At 69.3% G+C, this 15,365-nt stretch carries 13 protein-coding genes; 8 read left to right on the forward strand and 5 right to left on the reverse strand.

Annotated elements, in window-relative coordinates:
• Positions 1–298: 298 nt before the first annotated feature.
• From EYS21_RS01445 to EYS21_RS01455, 3 genes are all read right to left on the reverse strand, one after another.
• A complete protein-coding gene (locus tag EYS21_RS01445; protein ID WP_131131349.1) occupies positions 299–1,981 on the reverse strand; it encodes a formate--tetrahydrofolate ligase in 1,683 nt (560 codons plus the stop codon).
• Positions 1,982–2,028: 47 nt separating this feature from the next.
• Positions 2,029–3,294, reverse strand: coding sequence for a D-inositol-3-phosphate glycosyltransferase (gene mshA, locus EYS21_RS01450; RefSeq protein ID WP_131131350.1), 1,266 nt, complete (start codon positions 3,292–3,294; stop codon positions 2,029–2,031).
• A 139-nt stretch (positions 3,295–3,433) separates the two neighbouring features.
• Positions 3,434–4,825 (reverse strand): 6-phospho-beta-glucosidase, encoded by a 1,392-nt coding sequence (locus EYS21_RS01455; protein WP_131131351.1) that lies wholly within the window; start codon positions 4,823–4,825, stop codon positions 3,434–3,436.
• Positions 4,826–4,895: 70 nt separating this feature from the next.
• Between EYS21_RS01455 and EYS21_RS01460 the strand changes: the two genes are divergently transcribed.
• The 6 genes from EYS21_RS01460 (at position 4,896) to tsaD (ending at position 10,197) form a co-directional block, all read left to right on the forward strand.
• A complete protein-coding gene (locus EYS21_RS01460; RefSeq protein ID WP_131131352.1) occupies positions 4,896–5,987 on the forward strand; it encodes a carbohydrate kinase family protein in 1,092 nt (363 codons plus the stop codon).
• An 84-nt stretch (positions 5,988–6,071) separates the two neighbouring features.
• Entirely contained in the window at positions 6,072–7,301 is a 1,230-nt protein-coding gene (gene alr / locus EYS21_RS01465) for an alanine racemase (protein WP_131131353.1), read from the forward strand.
• The gene (gene tsaE, locus EYS21_RS01470; protein ID WP_131131354.1) at positions 7,288–7,905 is read left to right on the forward strand and encodes a tRNA (adenosine(37)-N6)-threonylcarbamoyltransferase complex ATPase subunit type 1 TsaE; all 618 of its coding nucleotides are present in this window, start codon (positions 7,288–7,290) and stop codon (positions 7,903–7,905) included. The genes alr and tsaE overlap by 14 nt, the downstream gene beginning before the upstream one ends.
• Positions 7,905–8,576, forward strand: coding sequence for a tRNA (adenosine(37)-N6)-threonylcarbamoyltransferase complex dimerization subunit type 1 TsaB (gene tsaB / locus EYS21_RS01475; protein ID WP_131131355.1), 672 nt, complete (start codon positions 7,905–7,907; stop codon positions 8,574–8,576). Before tsaE ends, tsaB begins: the two co-directional genes overlap by 1 nt.
• Positions 8,577–8,620: 44 nt before the next feature.
• On the forward strand, positions 8,621–9,082 hold the full coding sequence (gene rimI / locus EYS21_RS01480; protein WP_131131875.1) for a ribosomal protein S18-alanine N-acetyltransferase: 462 nt from the start codon (positions 8,621–8,623) through the stop codon (positions 9,080–9,082).
• Positions 9,079–10,197 (forward strand): tRNA (adenosine(37)-N6)-threonylcarbamoyltransferase complex transferase subunit TsaD, encoded by a 1,119-nt coding sequence (tsaD, locus tag EYS21_RS01485; RefSeq protein ID WP_131131356.1) that lies wholly within the window; start codon positions 9,079–9,081, stop codon positions 10,195–10,197. Before rimI ends, tsaD begins: the two co-directional genes overlap by 4 nt.
• 89 nt (positions 10,198–10,286) lie before the next feature.
• On the opposite strand, the gene EYS21_RS01490 is transcribed toward tsaD, so the two are convergent.
• The gene (locus tag EYS21_RS01490; protein ID WP_131131357.1) at positions 10,287–11,438 is read right to left on the reverse strand and encodes a glutamate--cysteine ligase; all 1,152 of its coding nucleotides are present in this window, start codon (positions 11,436–11,438) and stop codon (positions 10,287–10,289) included.
• 398 nt (positions 11,439–11,836) lie between these two features.
• Between EYS21_RS01490 and EYS21_RS01495 the strand changes: the two genes are divergently transcribed.
• Complete coding sequence (locus EYS21_RS01495) at positions 11,837–13,270, forward strand: glycoside hydrolase family 3 N-terminal domain-containing protein (protein ID WP_131131876.1); 1,434 nt, start codon at positions 11,837–11,839, stop codon at positions 13,268–13,270.
• A gap of 27 nt (positions 13,271–13,297) precedes the next feature.
• Positions 13,298–14,116: a shikimate 5-dehydrogenase gene (locus tag EYS21_RS01500; protein WP_278184701.1), complete on the forward strand. Its 819-nt coding sequence runs from the start codon at positions 13,298–13,300 to the stop codon at positions 14,114–14,116.
• Positions 14,117–14,118: 2 nt separating this feature from the next.
• Here EYS21_RS01500 and EYS21_RS01505 read toward each other — a convergent pair whose 3' ends face one another.
• Positions 14,119–15,357 carry a class I SAM-dependent methyltransferase gene (locus tag EYS21_RS01505; protein WP_131131358.1) on the reverse strand — a complete coding sequence of 413 codons (1,239 nt, stop codon included), beginning with the start codon at positions 15,355–15,357 and terminating at the stop codon, positions 14,119–14,121.
• Positions 15,358–15,365: the final 8 nt, after the last annotated feature.

Genomic DNA, 15,365 nt, shown 5'->3' on the forward strand with positions numbered 1-15,365 from the left:
CCCGGATTTCAAAGTCCCACCCAATCGGCAAATAGAGCAGCCGCCCCGCTGAGGCCACGTCGGACGAACGTAACCTTCCCCGGCTCAGGCTGGCGGCCCGTGCCTCGTGGACGGTAAACGGGACAGATGCCATGGAGGCTGGCAGCGGCGAGGACGGGCGCATGAGCACCATTGTTGCCCAAAGGCACGAATGCCCGCAGAAGATATCCACAGGCCGGTTTGCCCTATCAGTCTTGGCTCTCAAAAGAGCCAAATGGGGGCTCAAAGTGATAGAGCAACAGGTGGGGAGGCAGACAGGTCAGGAGAGGCCTACCGGGTTGCCTTCGCCGTCCACGTCCATGCGCATCGCCGCCGGGGCTGCGGGGAGGCCGGGCATGGTCATGACCGCACCGGTCAGGGCCACGATGAAGCCCGCACCGGTCTTCGGGATCAGGTCACGCACGTGGATGGTGAAGCCCTTCGGCGCGCCCAGCCGGGAGGCCTCGTCGCTGAACGAGTACTGGGTCTTGGCCATGCAGACGGGCAGCCCGGTCCAGCCGTTCTTTTCGATGTCGGCCAGCCGCTTCAGAGCAGGGACGGAGAAGTCCACGCCGTCTGCGCCGTAGATCTCCTGCACGATGGTCCGGATCTTCTCCTCCACAGGCAGGTCCAGCGGATAAAGGTGCCGGAAACTGTTGGGCGCGGAGACCACCGCCGCCACCTTGGCCGCGAGTTCGTCGCCCCCGTCACCGCCTCCGCCCCGGCCCCAGACGTCCGCCACCGCCGCCTGCACCCCCTCCGCCGCACACCACTCCAGCAGCCAGTCGAGCTCCTCAGAAGTGTCGGAGGAAAACCTGTTGATGGCCACCACCGGCGTTACTCCGAACTTCTCGACGTTGTGGACGTGCCGGCGGAGGTTGGCGACGCCGGCCTGCAGCGCCTCGAGGTTGGGTTCCGTCAGCCGGTCCTTGGCCACCCCGCCGTGCATCTTCAGCGCGCGGACGGTGGCCACCACCACCACGGCGGACGGCGCCACGTCACCAACCCGGGACTTGATGTCCATGTACTTCTCCGCCCCCAGGTCGGCCCCGAAACCGGCCTCCGTGACCACAATGTCCGCCAGCCGCCGCGCGGTCTGTGTGGCGATCAGCGAATTGCAGCCGTGCGCGATGTTGGCGAACGGTCCGCCGTGGACCAGGGCGGGAGTGCCGGCAATGGTCTGCACCAGGTTCGGCTTGATGGCTTCCTTGAGGAGCAGGGTCAGCGCGCCCTGGACGCCGAGGTCCGCCACCGTCACGGGGGAACGGTCGTACGTGTAGCCGAACGTAATCCGGCCCAGCCGCTCGCGGAGGTCGGCCAGGTCCGTGGCAAGGCAGAACACCGCCATGATCTCCGACGCCACCGTAATGTCGAAGCCGTCCTGCCGGGGCACACCCTGGGTGGGCCCGCCCAGGCCTATGATCACTTCCCGCAGCGACCTGTCGTTCATGTCCAGGACCCGCTTGAACGTCATCCGCCGGGGATCGATGTTCAGCTCGTTGCCCTGGTAAATGTGGTTGTCCACGAGCGCCATGAGCGCGTTGTTGGCCGACGTAACCGCATGGAAGTCGCCGGTGAAGTGCAGGTTGATCTCGTCCATCGGCAGTACCTGGGAGTAGCCGCCGCCCGTCGCGCCGCCTTTCATGCCCAGGATGGGTCCAAGCGAGGGTTCCCGAAGGGCGATCATGACGTTGTGGCCGGCCCGGGCCAGCGAATCGGCCAGGCCCACGGTGGTGGTGGACTTCCCCTCGCCGGCGGGGGTGGGGGACATGGCGGAGACCAGCACCACCTTCCCTGCCGGGGCGGGGGCATCCAGCAGGGCCGGGTCGATCTTGGCTTTGTACCGCCCGTACAGTTCGAGCGCGTCCGCATTGATTCCGGCCGCTGCCGCCACTTCGCCGATGGGCCTGATCGTCGCCTGGCGCGCGATCTCAAGGTCGGTCAGCGGAATGCGTTCAGACATCTTTGTCCTTTGTTCGGGCGGGTCGGGCGGGCGCGGTGGCGTCCGCCTCAGGGTGCCGGTGCAGCCGGGATCAGCCGGCCCACCAGGTGATTGTCGACGGCGGCGTGGTAGCTTTCCAGCGTGATGGCGGCGGTGCGCTGCCAGCCGGAGTTCTGGGCCCGGATGGCGGCCGCCCGCCCCATGTCTACCCGCGTCGCAGGGTCGTCATAGAGGGCTTCCAGCGCATCGGCCCAGTCCTCGGCATGGTGCCCGTCCACCAGCAGCCCGGTCAGGCCGTGGCAGATGGCCCGGGACAGCCCGCCGACGCGGGTGGCCACCACCGGCGTTCCGCACGCCTGCGCCTCAAGCGCCACGAGCCCGAAGGATTCGCTGAAGGAAGGCATCACTACCACGTCCGCGGCACGGAACCAGGCCGCCAGCTCCGGTGCGCCTACCGGCGGGAGGTGCGTGACGACGTCGTCCATTCCCGCCTCCGTGATCAGGTGGCGGAGGTTGAAGTCCTTGTTGCCGCTGAGCGCTCCCAGGATGGTGAGCCGCAGATTGATGTCCGGGCGCCGGGCCCGCAGCTTGGCGGCCGCCTTGATCAGGATCTGCGGGCCTTTGAGCCGCTGGATGCGCCCGGCGAACAGCAGGTGGAAGGTGTCCGCCGGGATATCCCGCTCGGCACGTGACCGCGCGCGGAACGCCGGCGTGAATGTGGCAAGGTCAACCCCCGGAGCGGCGATGTCGATCTGGTCGTAGTCGGCGCCGTAGTGCGACACCAGTTCCTGGGCCTCGGCGGGAGTGTTGGCGATCAGGCGGGCGGCGCCGTCGACAATCCGGTGCTCTCCCACCTCCCGACGCCGCGGCTCCGGCTGCTCCCCGGACTCAAGCAGCAGGTTCTTGACCTTGGCCATGGTGTGCATCGTGTGGACCAGCGGCACGCCCCACAGCTCCGAAAGCTCCAGGCCGGCCACGCCCGACACCCAATAATGCGAGTGGATGACGTCGTACCGGCCGTGCGGCTGGCGCTGGCGGATCTGCTCGATCTCGGCCACCATGCTGTGCAGCAGACCGGGCAGCTCCTCCTTGGGAACCTTGTGCGGCGGGCCGGCCAGGACGTTGTGGACGCAGACGCCGGGGTCGGGATGCTCGACGGCGGGCTGGCTGGCTGAGGTGGAACGGGTGAAGATCTCCACTTCCACGCCGGTCTCGGCCAGGGCGGAGGCCAGTTCGCGGATGTAGACGTTCATCCCGCCGGCATCGCCGGAACCTGGCTGTTCCATGGGCGAGGTGTGGAGGGAGAGCAAGGCGACCCTGCGGATCAGTGCCACGGCATCTCCTTCCAGCGCCGGCGCCGCGTGCGCGCCGTCAGTTATGCATCCGATAAAACACTACTCCTGACGTTAACGCTCGGCCTCCCGCCAGGTGCCCGTCGGCCCGCGTGGCGCATGTGAAGGCAACCACAGGATGTCAGCGCCAGAGTTCCTTCAGCGCGGGGAAGGCCCGTTCATAGCCTTCGAGCAGGGCACCCGCCAATTCCCGGGAGTCCACCAGGGGATGCCTGGCGAAAGCGTCGAAGGCCGCGGCCCGGTCTCCGTGGGTGGCTGCCCCAACGGTGAGCTGCTCCACCTCCTTGACCCGGCGCATCAGCCTGAGTTGCTCCCGGCCCGGGGGCGACTGGGGGAGCGGCACCGCGCCGTCGGCCGTCACCGTGCAGGGGACCTCGACGACGGCGTCCGCCGGCAGCCCGGGAATGGCCGGTTTCGGCGGGGCTGCTGCCGTTGCCGGCAGGGTGTTGCGCGTGTTCAGGATCAGTTGTGTGTCACCACTGCCGCCCGCCACGGCGCGCATCACAGCCAGGGCCACACGTTCGTAGCCGCCGCCGGCGAGGTCCTCCTCGTCGCGCTGCTCACCATGGGTGCGGGCCTCGGCCAGGTAGCCTTCCTCGCGGGAGCGGCGGGCGGCGTCCCACAGCCGGTAGGCGCGGTTTCCGGCGGTGGCGAGCCGCGGATAGAGTTCGGCCTGCTGGGCGTGGATGGACTCGCCGCGGGTCTGCGGCATGGCCCGCATGGCCGCCGCGGCGCTGTCCAGCCGGTAGTAGTAATAGAGGTATTCGTTGGGAAGTGCGCCGAGCCCGGCAAGGAACGGCTGCGGGAACAGCCGGCCTTCCTCGAAGGTGTTCAGCGCCGCAGGGTCCGACAACAGGCCGGGCAGCAGGTCCCGGCCGCCGGACTCCAGCCGGTACAGCCAGCCCAGATGGTTCAGCCCGTAGTAGCCCACGCCGTCGAGCCTTCCGTCCTGGAGCGGAATCCCGGCGGCTTGCGCAGCCCGGTGGACGAGCCCGCCGGCCGAGTCGCAGATGCCGATCGCCTTCGGCCCGAGGACGGGCAGCAGGGCCTCGGTGACCATCCCGGCCGGGTTGGTGAAGTTGATCAGCCAGGCGTCCGGGCAGAGCTCCCGCATCTGCCGGGCGAGTTCCAGCATCCGGGGAATCGTGCGCAGGGCGTAGGAGATCCCCCCGGCTCCGGTGGTTTCCTGTCCCAGCAGGCCAAGGTCCTGCGCCACGCGTTCGTCCGCGATGCGCCCGGCCGTGCCGCCTGGGCGGATCGCCGCGAACACCATGTCCGTGCCCAGGAGCGCGTCCGGCAGCGACGTCGTGGTGCGGATCGACGGCGGCCGGTCGCCTTCCCCGGCAGGCGGGGAGGGCATGGACGCGAGGACCGCCGCGACGGCACTGAGCCGGCCGGGGTCGACGTCGTACAGCACCAGTTCGGTGGCCAGCCCCGCAAAGGCGCCCGAGCGCAGCGCCCGGTACACCAGGGGAACCCGGAATCCGCCGCCGCCGGCGATCATGAGCCGCATAACCAGCAGTCTAGGCCCGACGGCGGGTCGCCCCTATCGCATGGGGGCGGCAGGGCGTATCGTGCCGGACATGGACGCCATCCCCGCCCGCCGCTTCGACCCGCTCTCCGCCGTCCGCACGCCGTCGGACGGTGAGTTCGACCTGATCCTCGCCGGAACGGTGTTCCAGGACATCATTTTCACCGGGCTGCCGCACGCGCCGGAACCCGGAACGGAGATCTGGAGCGAGGGCATGGGCAGCTGCCCCGGCGGCGTGGCCAACCAGGCCATCGCCGCGGCCCGTCTGGGTCTCAAGACGGGCCTGGCCGCCGCGTTCGGCGACGACGGCTACGGCGACTACAACTGGAAGATCCTGGCCGGGCAGGAGCATGTGGACCTCAGCCTGTCGCGCCGCATCCCCGGGTGGCACTCCCCGGTCACCGTATCCCTGAGCGTCCAGAAGGACCGCTCGCTGGTGACGCACGGGCACCCGGCCCCGGTGACGTCGTCGGAGCTGATCGGCACGCCGCCGCCGGCGCTCGCAGGCATCGCCGAACTGGACCTTGAGATTGAACCCTGGGCGGTGGAAGCGCACCAGTCCGGGGTCAAGCTCTTCGGCGACGTCGGCTGGGACCCCAGCGGCAAGTGGTCCCCGGTCCGGCTCGAAAACCTGCAGTACTTCCACGCGTTCCTGCCCAACCAGCGCGAGGCCATGGCGTTCACCGGCAAGGACGACCCCTGGGCCGCGCTCTATGCCCTGGCAGACCGCGTGCCCGTGGCCGTGGTGACACTCGGCGCGCAGGGTGCCATGGCTGTCGACTCCGAGAGCGGCGAGGAGGAGTGGGTGCCGTCGCTGCCGGTCTCGGCGTTCGACCCCACCGGCGCCGGCGACTGCTTTGACGCCGCGTTCATCGTGGGCAGCCTCGCGGGCTGGCCGCTGGGGAACCGGCTCCGCTTCGCGAACCTGTGCGCGTCGCTGGCCGTCCAGGAGGTGGGCGGTTCGCTCGCGGCCCCTGGCTGGGGCGACATCGCCGACTGGTGGCAGCGGGCCAACGCCCGGCGGGAACGCCAGAGCAGCCAGTGGCTTCGCCGCTACGGCTTCCTCGAAGAGATCATCCGGGACGTCCCGCTGGCCGCCCAGCGCCGGGCCACCGCCACGATCGCGCACCTCTCCGACGCCTGAAGCGCAGGGTTTGCCGGGGCGCCTGGGCCCCGCGATTATCGGGCCGTGATTTGCGGCTGGGCCGCCCGCACTAGAATCACTAAGGTGACTTACCCCGTAGCAACCGGTGACTTCAGCGCAGCCCCAGGAGCGGATCCGCTCTACGAACGCTCCGCCGTCATCGACCTGGACGCCATCCGCCACAATGTCCGCAGGCTTGCCGCCGCGGCATCGCCAGCGAAGGTCATGGCGGTGGTCAAGGCCGACGCATACGGCCACGGCGCCGTTCCCGTAGCCCGGGCCGCCCTCGAAGCAGGGGCCTCCTGGCTGGGCGTCGCCCACATCTCCGAAGCCCTCGCCCTGCGGACCGCGGGGATCGACGCGCCCATGCTGGCGTGGCTGCACACCACGGAAAGCAACTTCGGCGCGGCCGTGGCTGCCGGCGTCGACATCGGCTGCTCCGGCTGGGAGCTGGACAAGATCGTGGCCGCCGCCCGCGAACAGGAACGCCCGGCCCGGATCCACCTCAAGGTGGACACCGGCCTGGGCCGGAACGGCGTCACCCTCGAAGGCTGGGACCACCTGGTGGGCGAGGCCCTCGAATACCAGGACCAGGGGCTCCTGCGCGTCGTCGGCATCTTTTCCCACCTGTCCGTCGCCGACGAACCCGAGCGGCCTGAAACCGACGAGCAGCTGGCGGCCTTCCGCGAGGTGCTGGCCGTGGCCGAGGACGCCGGCGTGGATCCCGAGGTCCGCCACCTGGCGAACACTCCCGCAACGCTGTCCCGGCCGGACACCCACTTCGACCTGGTCCGCGTGGGGCTGGGCATCTACGGCCTTTCACCGTTCGAGGGCCAGACATCCGCCGAACTCGGCCTGCGCCCGGCCATGACACTGCGGACCCTCGTGTCGCAGTGCAAGCACGTGCCGGCCGGGCAGGGCGTTTCCTACGGCCTCCGCTACCACACCACCAGCCCCAGCACCCTGGCGCTGATCCCCGTGGGCTACGCGGACGGCATCCCTCGCGTGGCCACCGGCGGTCCGGTCCGGGTGGCGGGCCGCACGTATCCCGTAGTGGGACGGATCGCCATGGACCAGATGGTCATCGACCTGGGCGACGCGGTCCCCGCCGGTGCGGGCCTGCTGGGCGCCGAGGCAGAGCTTTTTGGCAGCGGGTCCGACGGCGGCCCAACGGCCGACGACTGGGCGCTCGCCGCCGGAACGAACAACTACGAGATCGTGACCCGGATCAGTCCACGGGTTCCGCGCCGGTTCATCAACGAGGCCTTCGTTGCGCCCGGGTCCGGGAAGCAGCCCCGCCATGAGCCGGCCTGAGGCCGGCGTCGGCTCCGCAGCCAACTGGGAACTGACGCTCAGCGTGTCGACGGCGGACCAGACCCACGGGCTCGCTGCGGCTTTGGCGTCGGAACTGGATGCCGGGGACCTGCTGGTGCTGACCGGTGAGCTGGGTGCCGGCAAGACCACGTTCACCCAGGGCCTGGGTGAGGGCCTGGGGGTGCGGTCCGGCGTTATTTCGCCGACCTTTGTCCTGGTCCGCATCCACCCCAACCTGCCAGACGGTCCCCGACCCGGGGGCCCGGACCTGGTCCACGTGGACGCCTACCGGCTGGGATCGGCGTCGGAAATTGACGACATCGACCTGGAGAACACCATGGACTCGGCCGTGACGGTGGTGGAATGGGGCCGCGGCCGGGTGGAACACCTGAGCGAGAGCCGGCTCGAGGTTGACCTGCACCGCACCATTGGACTGCCCGCAACGGAACCGCACCCGGCAGCCGGCGCCCGCGAAGGGGAACCAGAGGTCCTGGACTTTGATACGGACGACGACGACGAGCCCCGCACGATCGTGATGCGCGGCTTCGGTCCGCGCTGGGCGGCCAGGCCAGCCCTTGGCGGAATCACCGAAGGGACACCCTGATGCTCATACTTGCGATCGACACCTCAGCCGTGGCCAGCGCCGCGCTCGTGTCAGACGATGCCCTGGAGGGAGTCGTGGCCAGCTTCGCCACCGAGGACACCCGCAGCCACGCCGAGGTGCTAGCCCCGGGCATCGACGACCTCCTCGCCTCGGCAGGTGTCTCGGGGAGCGACGTCGATGCCATCGTCACCGGCGTGGGCCCCGGCCCGTTCACGGGCCTGCGGTCCGGCATCGCCACTGCCCGCACTTTGGCCTTCGTCTGGAACAAACCCCTGTACGGCATGATGAGCCTCGACGCCGTGGCCCTGGAGGTTGCCGAGTCCACCGATGCGGTGCCCGAATTCCTGGTGGTCACCGATGCACGCCGGAAAGAGGTCTACTGGGCCCGCTACAGCCTGGCGGACGGGCAGCTGCCGCAGCTGGAAGACGGACCGCACGTGGGCTTCGCGGCGGACCTCCCGGACCTGCCCGCCTTCGGTGCCGGCGCGGGCCTGTACTCCGATGCGCTCAAGGCCAACCCCGCGTTCAGCTCCGAACAGCCCGACGCCCTGTACCTGGGCCAGTTCGCGCTGGCCCGGCTTGCAGCGGGTGACCCGCTGCCTGATTCCACACCCCTGTACCTGCGCGAATCCGACGCGCAGGTCCCCGGGCCGCGGAAGCGGGCGCTGTGAGCACCCCGGCCGTGCCCGGCGCTGACGGGGTGGTCCTGCGCGACATGACGCTCGACGATGTGCCCGCCGTCAACATCCTGGAACAAAGGCTGTTCCCCGCCGATGCCTGGCCCCTCCACATGTTCTTCGACGAACTGTCGCAGACTGACACCCGCCGTTACCTGGTGGCCGAAACAGCATCCGGGATCGTGGGCTACGCCGGCCTGATGTGCATCGAGCCCATCGCGGACGTCCAGACCATCGCCGTCGTGCCTGAATTCGAAGGCCGGGGGATCGGCTCAGCCCTGCTGACCCGCCTCATCGGGGAAGCCGGACAGCGCGGCGCCCAGGACGTCCTACTGGAGGTCCGCGCGGACAACCCGCGGGCCCAGCAGCTGTACCTGCGCTTCGGGTTCGTGCAGATCCATGTCCGCCGCCGGTACTACCGCGACGGCGTGGACGCCCTGATCATGCGGCTCCAGCTCACCCCCGACCAGGCCCCCACCACGGAAGCAGACCAGCCATGAACCGCCAGCAGCCCCTGGTACTGGGCATCGAATCGTCCTGCGACGAGACCGGCGTCGGGATCGTCCGCGGAACCACCCTGCTGACCAACACCGTCTCCTCGTCCATGGACGAACACGTCCGCTTCGGCGGGGTGATCCCGGAGATCGCCTCCCGCGCGCACCTGGATGCCTTTGTCCCCACACTGCGGCAGGCCCTTGACGACGCCGGCGTGGAACTGGACGACATCGACGCCATTGCGGTCACGTCGGGACCAGGACTCGCCGGGGCGCTGATGGTGGGCGTCTGCGCCGCCAAGGCCCTGGCCGTGGCCACAGGCAAGCCACTGTACGCGATCAACCACCTGGTGGCGCATGTGGGCGTGGGACTCCTGGACGGCAAGTCGCCTGCCAGCGCTTCGGGTGGAGTTGGTTCAGGCGTCGCCCCGCGGCTGCCGGACAACCTCGGCGCCCTGCTGGTGTCCGGCGGGCACACCGAGATCCTCAAGATCAACAGCATCACCGACGACGTGCAGCTGCTGGGCTCCACGATCGACGACGCCGCCGGCGAAGCCTACGACAAGGTGGCCCGCATCCTGGGCCTCGGCTATCCGGGCGGTCCCGCCATCGACAGGCTGGCCAAGACCGGCAACCCCAAAGCCATCCGGTTCCCGCGGGGACTGAGCCAGCCCAAATACATGGGGTCCGCCGAGGAACCGGGCCCGCACCGCTATGACTGGTCCTTCAGCGGCCTCAAAACCGCCGTTGCCCGGTGCGTCGAGCAGTTCGAGGCCCGCGGCGAGGAGGTGCCGGTGGCAGACATCGCGGCCGCGTTCCAGGAAGCCGTGGTGGACGTGATCACGTCAAAGGCCGTGCTGGCCTGCCGCGAGAACGGAATCAAGGATGTCCTGCTGGGCGGTGGCGTGGCTGCCAATTCCAGGTTGCGCGAACTGACCGGCCAGCGCTGTGCGTCCGCCGGGATCCGGCTCCATGTTCCGCCGCTGGACCTCTGCACGGACAACGGTGCCATGGTGGCCGCCCTCGGCGCGCAGCTGGTCATGGCCGGGGTGGCGCCCAGCGGCATCCGCTTCGCGCCGGACTCCTCCATGCCGGTCACCGCGGTGTCACTGCCCGCCTGACCTTCACGCCTTAAACCAACTTGCTCTATCACCTTTGGTCCCCAAACCACGGGTTTAACGACCATAGGTGATAGAGCAACGGGTGAAATTCAGGCGGTGGGGCCGTTGCGCATCTGCTTGACCAGGTCCAGCACTACGGCCTGCAGGTCTCCGCCGCGCTCGGCGGCCACGCGGCGCTGGCGCTGGTAGCCAGCTCCGCGGCGGATGATCTTCTCGACGTCGGCGAGCTCGTCCGGGCAGCCGAGCTTGGCCGCGACGGGCTCCAGCCTGTTCAGGGTCTCCAGGAGGTGGTCCGTCACCAGCTGCTCCCTGCCCTTGGCGTCGAGGATGATGATGGCTTCCATGCCGTAGCGGGCGGCACGCCATTTGTTTTCCTGGACGTGCCACGGCGGCATGGTGGGGATGGTCCCGCCGTTATCGAGCGTGGTGGAGAATTCGTCCACGAGGCACTGGGTGAGGGCGGCAATGGCGCCCACTTCCTCCAGCGTTGCCAGGCCGTCGCAGATGCGCATCTCGATGGTGCCCAGGTTGGGGACCGGGCGGATGTCCCAGCGGATCTCGGACAGGGTATCGATCACGCCGGTGGTGAACATGTCCTGGACGTAGGACTCGTATTCGTCCCAGGACCGGAACTGGAACGGCAGGCCTGCGGTGGGCAGCTGCTGGAACATCAGGGCCCGGTGCGAGGCGTAGCCGGTATCCTCGCCGCCCCAGAACGGGCTCGACGCGGACAGCGCCTGGAAATGGGGGAAGTAATTGACCAGGCCGTCCAGCACGGGAAGGGCCTTTTCGCGCCGGTCCAGGCCAACATGGACGTGCACACCGTAAATCACCATCTGGCGGCCCCACCACTGCGTGCGGTCGATCAGCTTGGCGTAACGGGCCTTGTCCGTGACGGGCTGGAGCTGGGGCGGGCTGAAGGGGTGGCTCCCAGCGCAGAAAACCTCCACGCCCATGGGGTCCGTGATCTCGCGGACGGCGGCCAGGGACCTGCTGAGGTCCTCCTTGGCTTCGCCGGCGGTCTCGCAGATCCCGGTGACAAGTTCCACCGTGTTCAGCAGGAGTTCCTGCTTGATGTGGGGATGTTCGTCGTCCTCGTTCAGCTCGGGGTGTTTGGCGGCGACGCCACGGAGCACCTCGTTGGCCACGGAAGCCAGCTCTCCGGTCTGGCCGTCCACGAGTGCCAGCTCCCACTCCACACCAAGAGTTGATTGCCTGGATGAAGCGAAATCAATCTTCATGCGTTCCCCTAACTGTTCTGTTGTCCCTGGCCCACGCCGCCCCGGAAGGGTGTCCTGGCAATCGGCGGCAGGCAGGCGAACGGGTGGTTCAAGTCTAGTGCAGGGGTAGCATCGTATTGATGGCCTTGTTCCCGCAGACCCGTGACAGTTTTCACAAAACCACCCTCATCCTGGCAGCGGCGGCCACCCTCACCGCCCTGAGCGCCTGCACGGGCGTGCCCGCCCCGGCGGCGGCGCCCACGTCCGAGACCCCCTCTCCCAGCGCCTCACCGTCGGCATCCAAACGGACGACGCCGGCGCCCCCGCCGTCGTCCGCCGCACCGGACCCGGGAACCAGGCCCCTCGGCTGGGGACCGCAGCAGCGCGACAGGGACGCGGCCGCTGCAGCCGTGGCCGCCATGACCCCGGAGCAAAAAGCAGGCCAGGTCCTGATGCCCTTCTTCGCCGGCACGGACGCGGCGGCGCACGCCGCCACCATCGAGCGCCTCCACCTGGCGGGCTCGATCATCATGGGGGACAACGTTCCCGTGGACGCCCGGAAGCAGGTGGACCCCGCGGCCATGGCAGCGACCACCGCACGCCTGGCCCAGGCAGCCCGGGCGGATGGCCGGACCTGGCCCGGCCTCATCGGCGTGGACCAGGAGGGCGGCATGGTGGCGCGGCTCGGTTCGCCACTCACCGAATGGCCGGCGCCCATGACCTACGGAGCCGCGGGCAATACGGCGCTCACGAAGGACGCGGGCCGGGCCATGGCGTCCGAACTCGCACCGCTGGGTTTCAACGTGGACTTCGCGCCGGACACGGACGTCACCATCGGGCCTGCCGATCCGACCATCGGCGCGCGCTCCATGTCCGGGTACCCGGATGCGGCAGGGGCGCTGGGGGTGGCCTTTTCGCAGGGGATGCAGGAGTCGGGCGTCCTGCCGGCTGTGAAGCATTTCCCCGGGCATGGTTCAGTCACGGTTGACTCGCACCAGGACCTGCCCGTGCAGCCCGCAAGCATTGCCGATCTCGAGGCCCGCGACTGGAAGCCGTTCCGGGCCGCCATCGGTGCCGGTGTGCCCATGGTGATGACGGGGCACATTGCCGTGCCCGCGCTGGAACCCGGCGTCCCGGCGTCGTTGTCCGCGCCCACGTACGCAGCGCTGCGGGGCATGGGATTCAACGGAGTAGCCGTGACGGACGCCCTCAACATGGCTGCGGTCCAGAAGCGGTATCCGGACGGCTCCGCTGCCGTGGCGGCGCTCGCCGCCGGAGCGGACCTGCTGCTGATGCCCACGGATGTGGCGCAGGCACACGCGGCCATCGTGGGTGCCGTGGCCGGCGGCAGCCTGCCGGCCGCGCGCCTGGACGAGGCCGCGCAGCGGGTGGCCACCATGATGATCTGGCGGGGCAGGACAGCCGCGCCTCCCGGGTCGGCGCCCGGGGCCGGCGCGGACATCTCCGCGCGGGTATCGGCCGCCGCTGTCACGGTCCTGTCCGGACCCTGCAGCGGCCCGCTGGTTCCCGGCAGTGTCCGGGTGGCCGGCGGCTCCCCGCAGGACCGGGCCCGGTTCGAGGCCGCGGCCGCCAGGGCCGGCCTGGCTGTAGGCGAGGGGCCGGTGGTCAGCCTCATCGGCTACGGCGGCGCACCGGCAGGCGGGGACATTGCAGTATCGCTGGACGCGCCCTGGCCGCTGCAGGACTCCGCCGCGCCGGTCAAGGTCGCCTTGTACGGGCGCAGCCCGGGCGCCTTCGACGCGCTGGCTGCCGTACTGGCAGGCAAGGCGACGGCCCCCGGAAAGCTGCCTGCCGCCGTCGGAAGCTTCCCGGCCGGCACCGGCTGCCCGTAACCCCTGGGGATCCCGTTTAATGGACCGGTGCCCATTCTTAATAAAGACATGACCCTCTGCATCTCGCTGTCGGCGCGGCCCAGCAACAACGGGACCCGCTTCCACAACTACCTGTACGACCAGCTGGACCTGAACTGGATCTACAAGGCCTTCGCCCCCACGGACCTTGGCCAGGCCATTGCCGGCGTCCGGGGCCTGGGGATCCGCGGCTGCGCGGTGTCCATGCCGTACAAGGAGGACGTGATCGCCCTCGTGGACGAGATGGACCCCTCGGCCAAGGCCATCGATTCCGTCAACACGATCGTGAACACCGACGGGCACCTCAAGGCCTACAACACCGACTACACGGCCATCGAACAGCTGCTCAAGTCCAACGCGGTGCCCGTGGGCTATTCCGTCCTGGTGCAGGGGGCCGGCGGAATGGCGAAAGCCACCATCGCCGCCCTCCGCGACGCCGGCTTCACGGACGTCACGGTGATTGCGCGCAACGGGAACGCAGGGCGGCCCCTCGCGGAGCAGTACGGGTTCCGCTGGCGCGCAGCGCTCGACGGCGGCACGGCAGATTTGATCATCAACGTCACCCCGATCGGGATGCAGGGCGGTCCGGAAGCCGACTCACTGTCCTTCCCGGAGGAGACCATCGCCGCGGCCAAAGTGGTGTTCGACGTCGTGGCGCTGCCAGCCGAAACCCCACTGATCCAGGCGGCCCGCGCCGCCGGGAAGCCGGTGATCACCGGCGCCGAAGTGGCCACCATCCAGGCACTGGAGCAGTTTGTGCTGTACACCGGGGTCCGCCCCACCGAAGAGCAGGTCCGGGCTGCCGAGGAATTCACGCGCGCCCAGTAGTCTCAGGCCGGTTCCACCACGATGGCCACCCTGTCCTCCCCGATGCGGGTCAGGACCAGGGTGGCCGTTTTGTTTCCGGCCTTCTTGCTGCCTTTGCTGCTGGCCTTCCCTGCGGGGAGCAGCTGTTTCCGCAGCTCCTCCGGGGTGACGGACGTGCCGCGTTTTTTGATGTCCAGCACGCCGATGCCGTTGTCCTTGACCCAGGCCTTGAGCGCCTTGACGTTGTACGGCATGACTTCCAGGACCTTGTAGGCCCGTGCGTAGGGCGTGTCCACGAGGTCAGGCGCGCAGATGTAGGCGATGTGCTCGTCCACGAGGTGCCCGCCCAGTTCAAGGGCGACGTCGGCCACCAGCCCCGCGCGGATCACGGCGCCGTCCGGTTCGTAGAGGTAGCCCTCCACCGGGCCCACGGGGGCGACCGGACCGCCGTCGAAATCCTCGGCGCTGGTGATTTCGGCGGCGCCCTGGGGGCCCAAAAGCAAGGCTGCCCGGCGGATTCCGGTCCGGCGCACCGCGTTGAACCACAGCGTCACCTCGGTGACGTCGCCGCCCACGGAGACCCACTGCGCCTCACAGTCCGCCGGCACCGATTCGTGCGGCATCCCGGGGCCCATTTTGACCCCCACCGCGCGGCCGGACGCGGCCAGCGACTCCACAAACGACAATGGCGGGGAGAAGGCCTCCGGATCCCAGATCCGCTTGGTACCGGACGTGGAAGTGACGCGGCGTGCCGGGTCCAGCCAGACGCCGTCGATCCCGTCCAGCGGGACGGATGTCGCATCGGAGTGCACCACGGTGGCGTTGGGGAACGGAATGAGGTTCACCGTGGCGCAGGCGGCGGTGGTCTCGTCCATTTCCACGGCCGTGACGGTGATGTCCATCGAGGCGAGGGCCAACGAGTCGGCGGCCAGCCCGCAGCCGAGGTCGGCGACGTGGCCGATCCCGGCCTGCACGAACCGTTCGGCGTGCCGGGCGGCCACCTGCAGCCGGGTGGCCTGTTCCAGCCCGGCCTGGGTGAAGAGCATGCTGCGGGCGAATTCACCGAACTTCAGTTCGGCCTTGGTGCGGAGCCTGGACTGGGTGAGGACCGCGGACACCAGTGCGGGGGAGTGGCCGGCCTTGCGAAGCGAGGAATTCAGCTCGAACGAGGTGTCCTCGCGGTACGGGCCAAGGGACGCGAGCAGGTCCCATCCTTCGCTCGTGAGCAGTGGTGCGATCTGGTCCTGCGGTGCTTGAGCCATGGGTTCCA

The organism is Arthrobacter sp. S39 (assembly GCF_004320525.1).
Classification (GTDB): domain Bacteria; phylum Actinomycetota; class Actinomycetes; order Actinomycetales; family Micrococcaceae; genus Arthrobacter.

Excerpts from the sequence above, each read along its gene's own strand:
- EYS21_RS01445 (WP_131131349.1), bottom strand. The coding sequence starts at position 1,981 with ATGTCTGAACGCATTCCGCTGACCGACCTTGAGATCGCGCGCCAGGCG.
- EYS21_RS01455 (WP_131131351.1), bottom strand. The coding sequence starts at position 4,825 with ATGCGGCTCATGATCGCCGGCGGCGGCGGATTCCGGGTTCCCCTGGTG.
- EYS21_RS01460 (WP_131131352.1), top strand. The coding sequence starts at position 4,896 with ATGGACGCCATCCCCGCCCGCCGCTTCGACCCGCTCTCCGCCGTCCGC.
- tsaE (WP_131131354.1), top strand. The coding sequence starts at position 7,288 with ATGAGCCGGCCTGAGGCCGGCGTCGGCTCCGCAGCCAACTGGGAACTG.
- tsaB (WP_131131355.1), top strand. The coding sequence starts at position 7,905 with ATGCTCATACTTGCGATCGACACCTCAGCCGTGGCCAGCGCCGCGCTC.
- rimI (WP_131131875.1), top strand. The coding sequence starts at position 8,621 with ATGACGCTCGACGATGTGCCCGCCGTCAACATCCTGGAACAAAGGCTG.
- tsaD (WP_131131356.1), top strand. The coding sequence starts at position 9,079 with ATGAACCGCCAGCAGCCCCTGGTACTGGGCATCGAATCGTCCTGCGAC.
- EYS21_RS01490 (WP_131131357.1), bottom strand. The coding sequence starts at position 11,438 with ATGAAGATTGATTTCGCTTCATCCAGGCAATCAACTCTTGGTGTGGAG.
- EYS21_RS01495 (WP_131131876.1), top strand. The coding sequence starts at position 11,837 with ATGACCCCGGAGCAAAAAGCAGGCCAGGTCCTGATGCCCTTCTTCGCC.
- EYS21_RS01505 (WP_131131358.1), bottom strand. The coding sequence starts at position 15,357 with ATGGCTCAAGCACCGCAGGACCAGATCGCACCACTGCTCACGAGCGAA.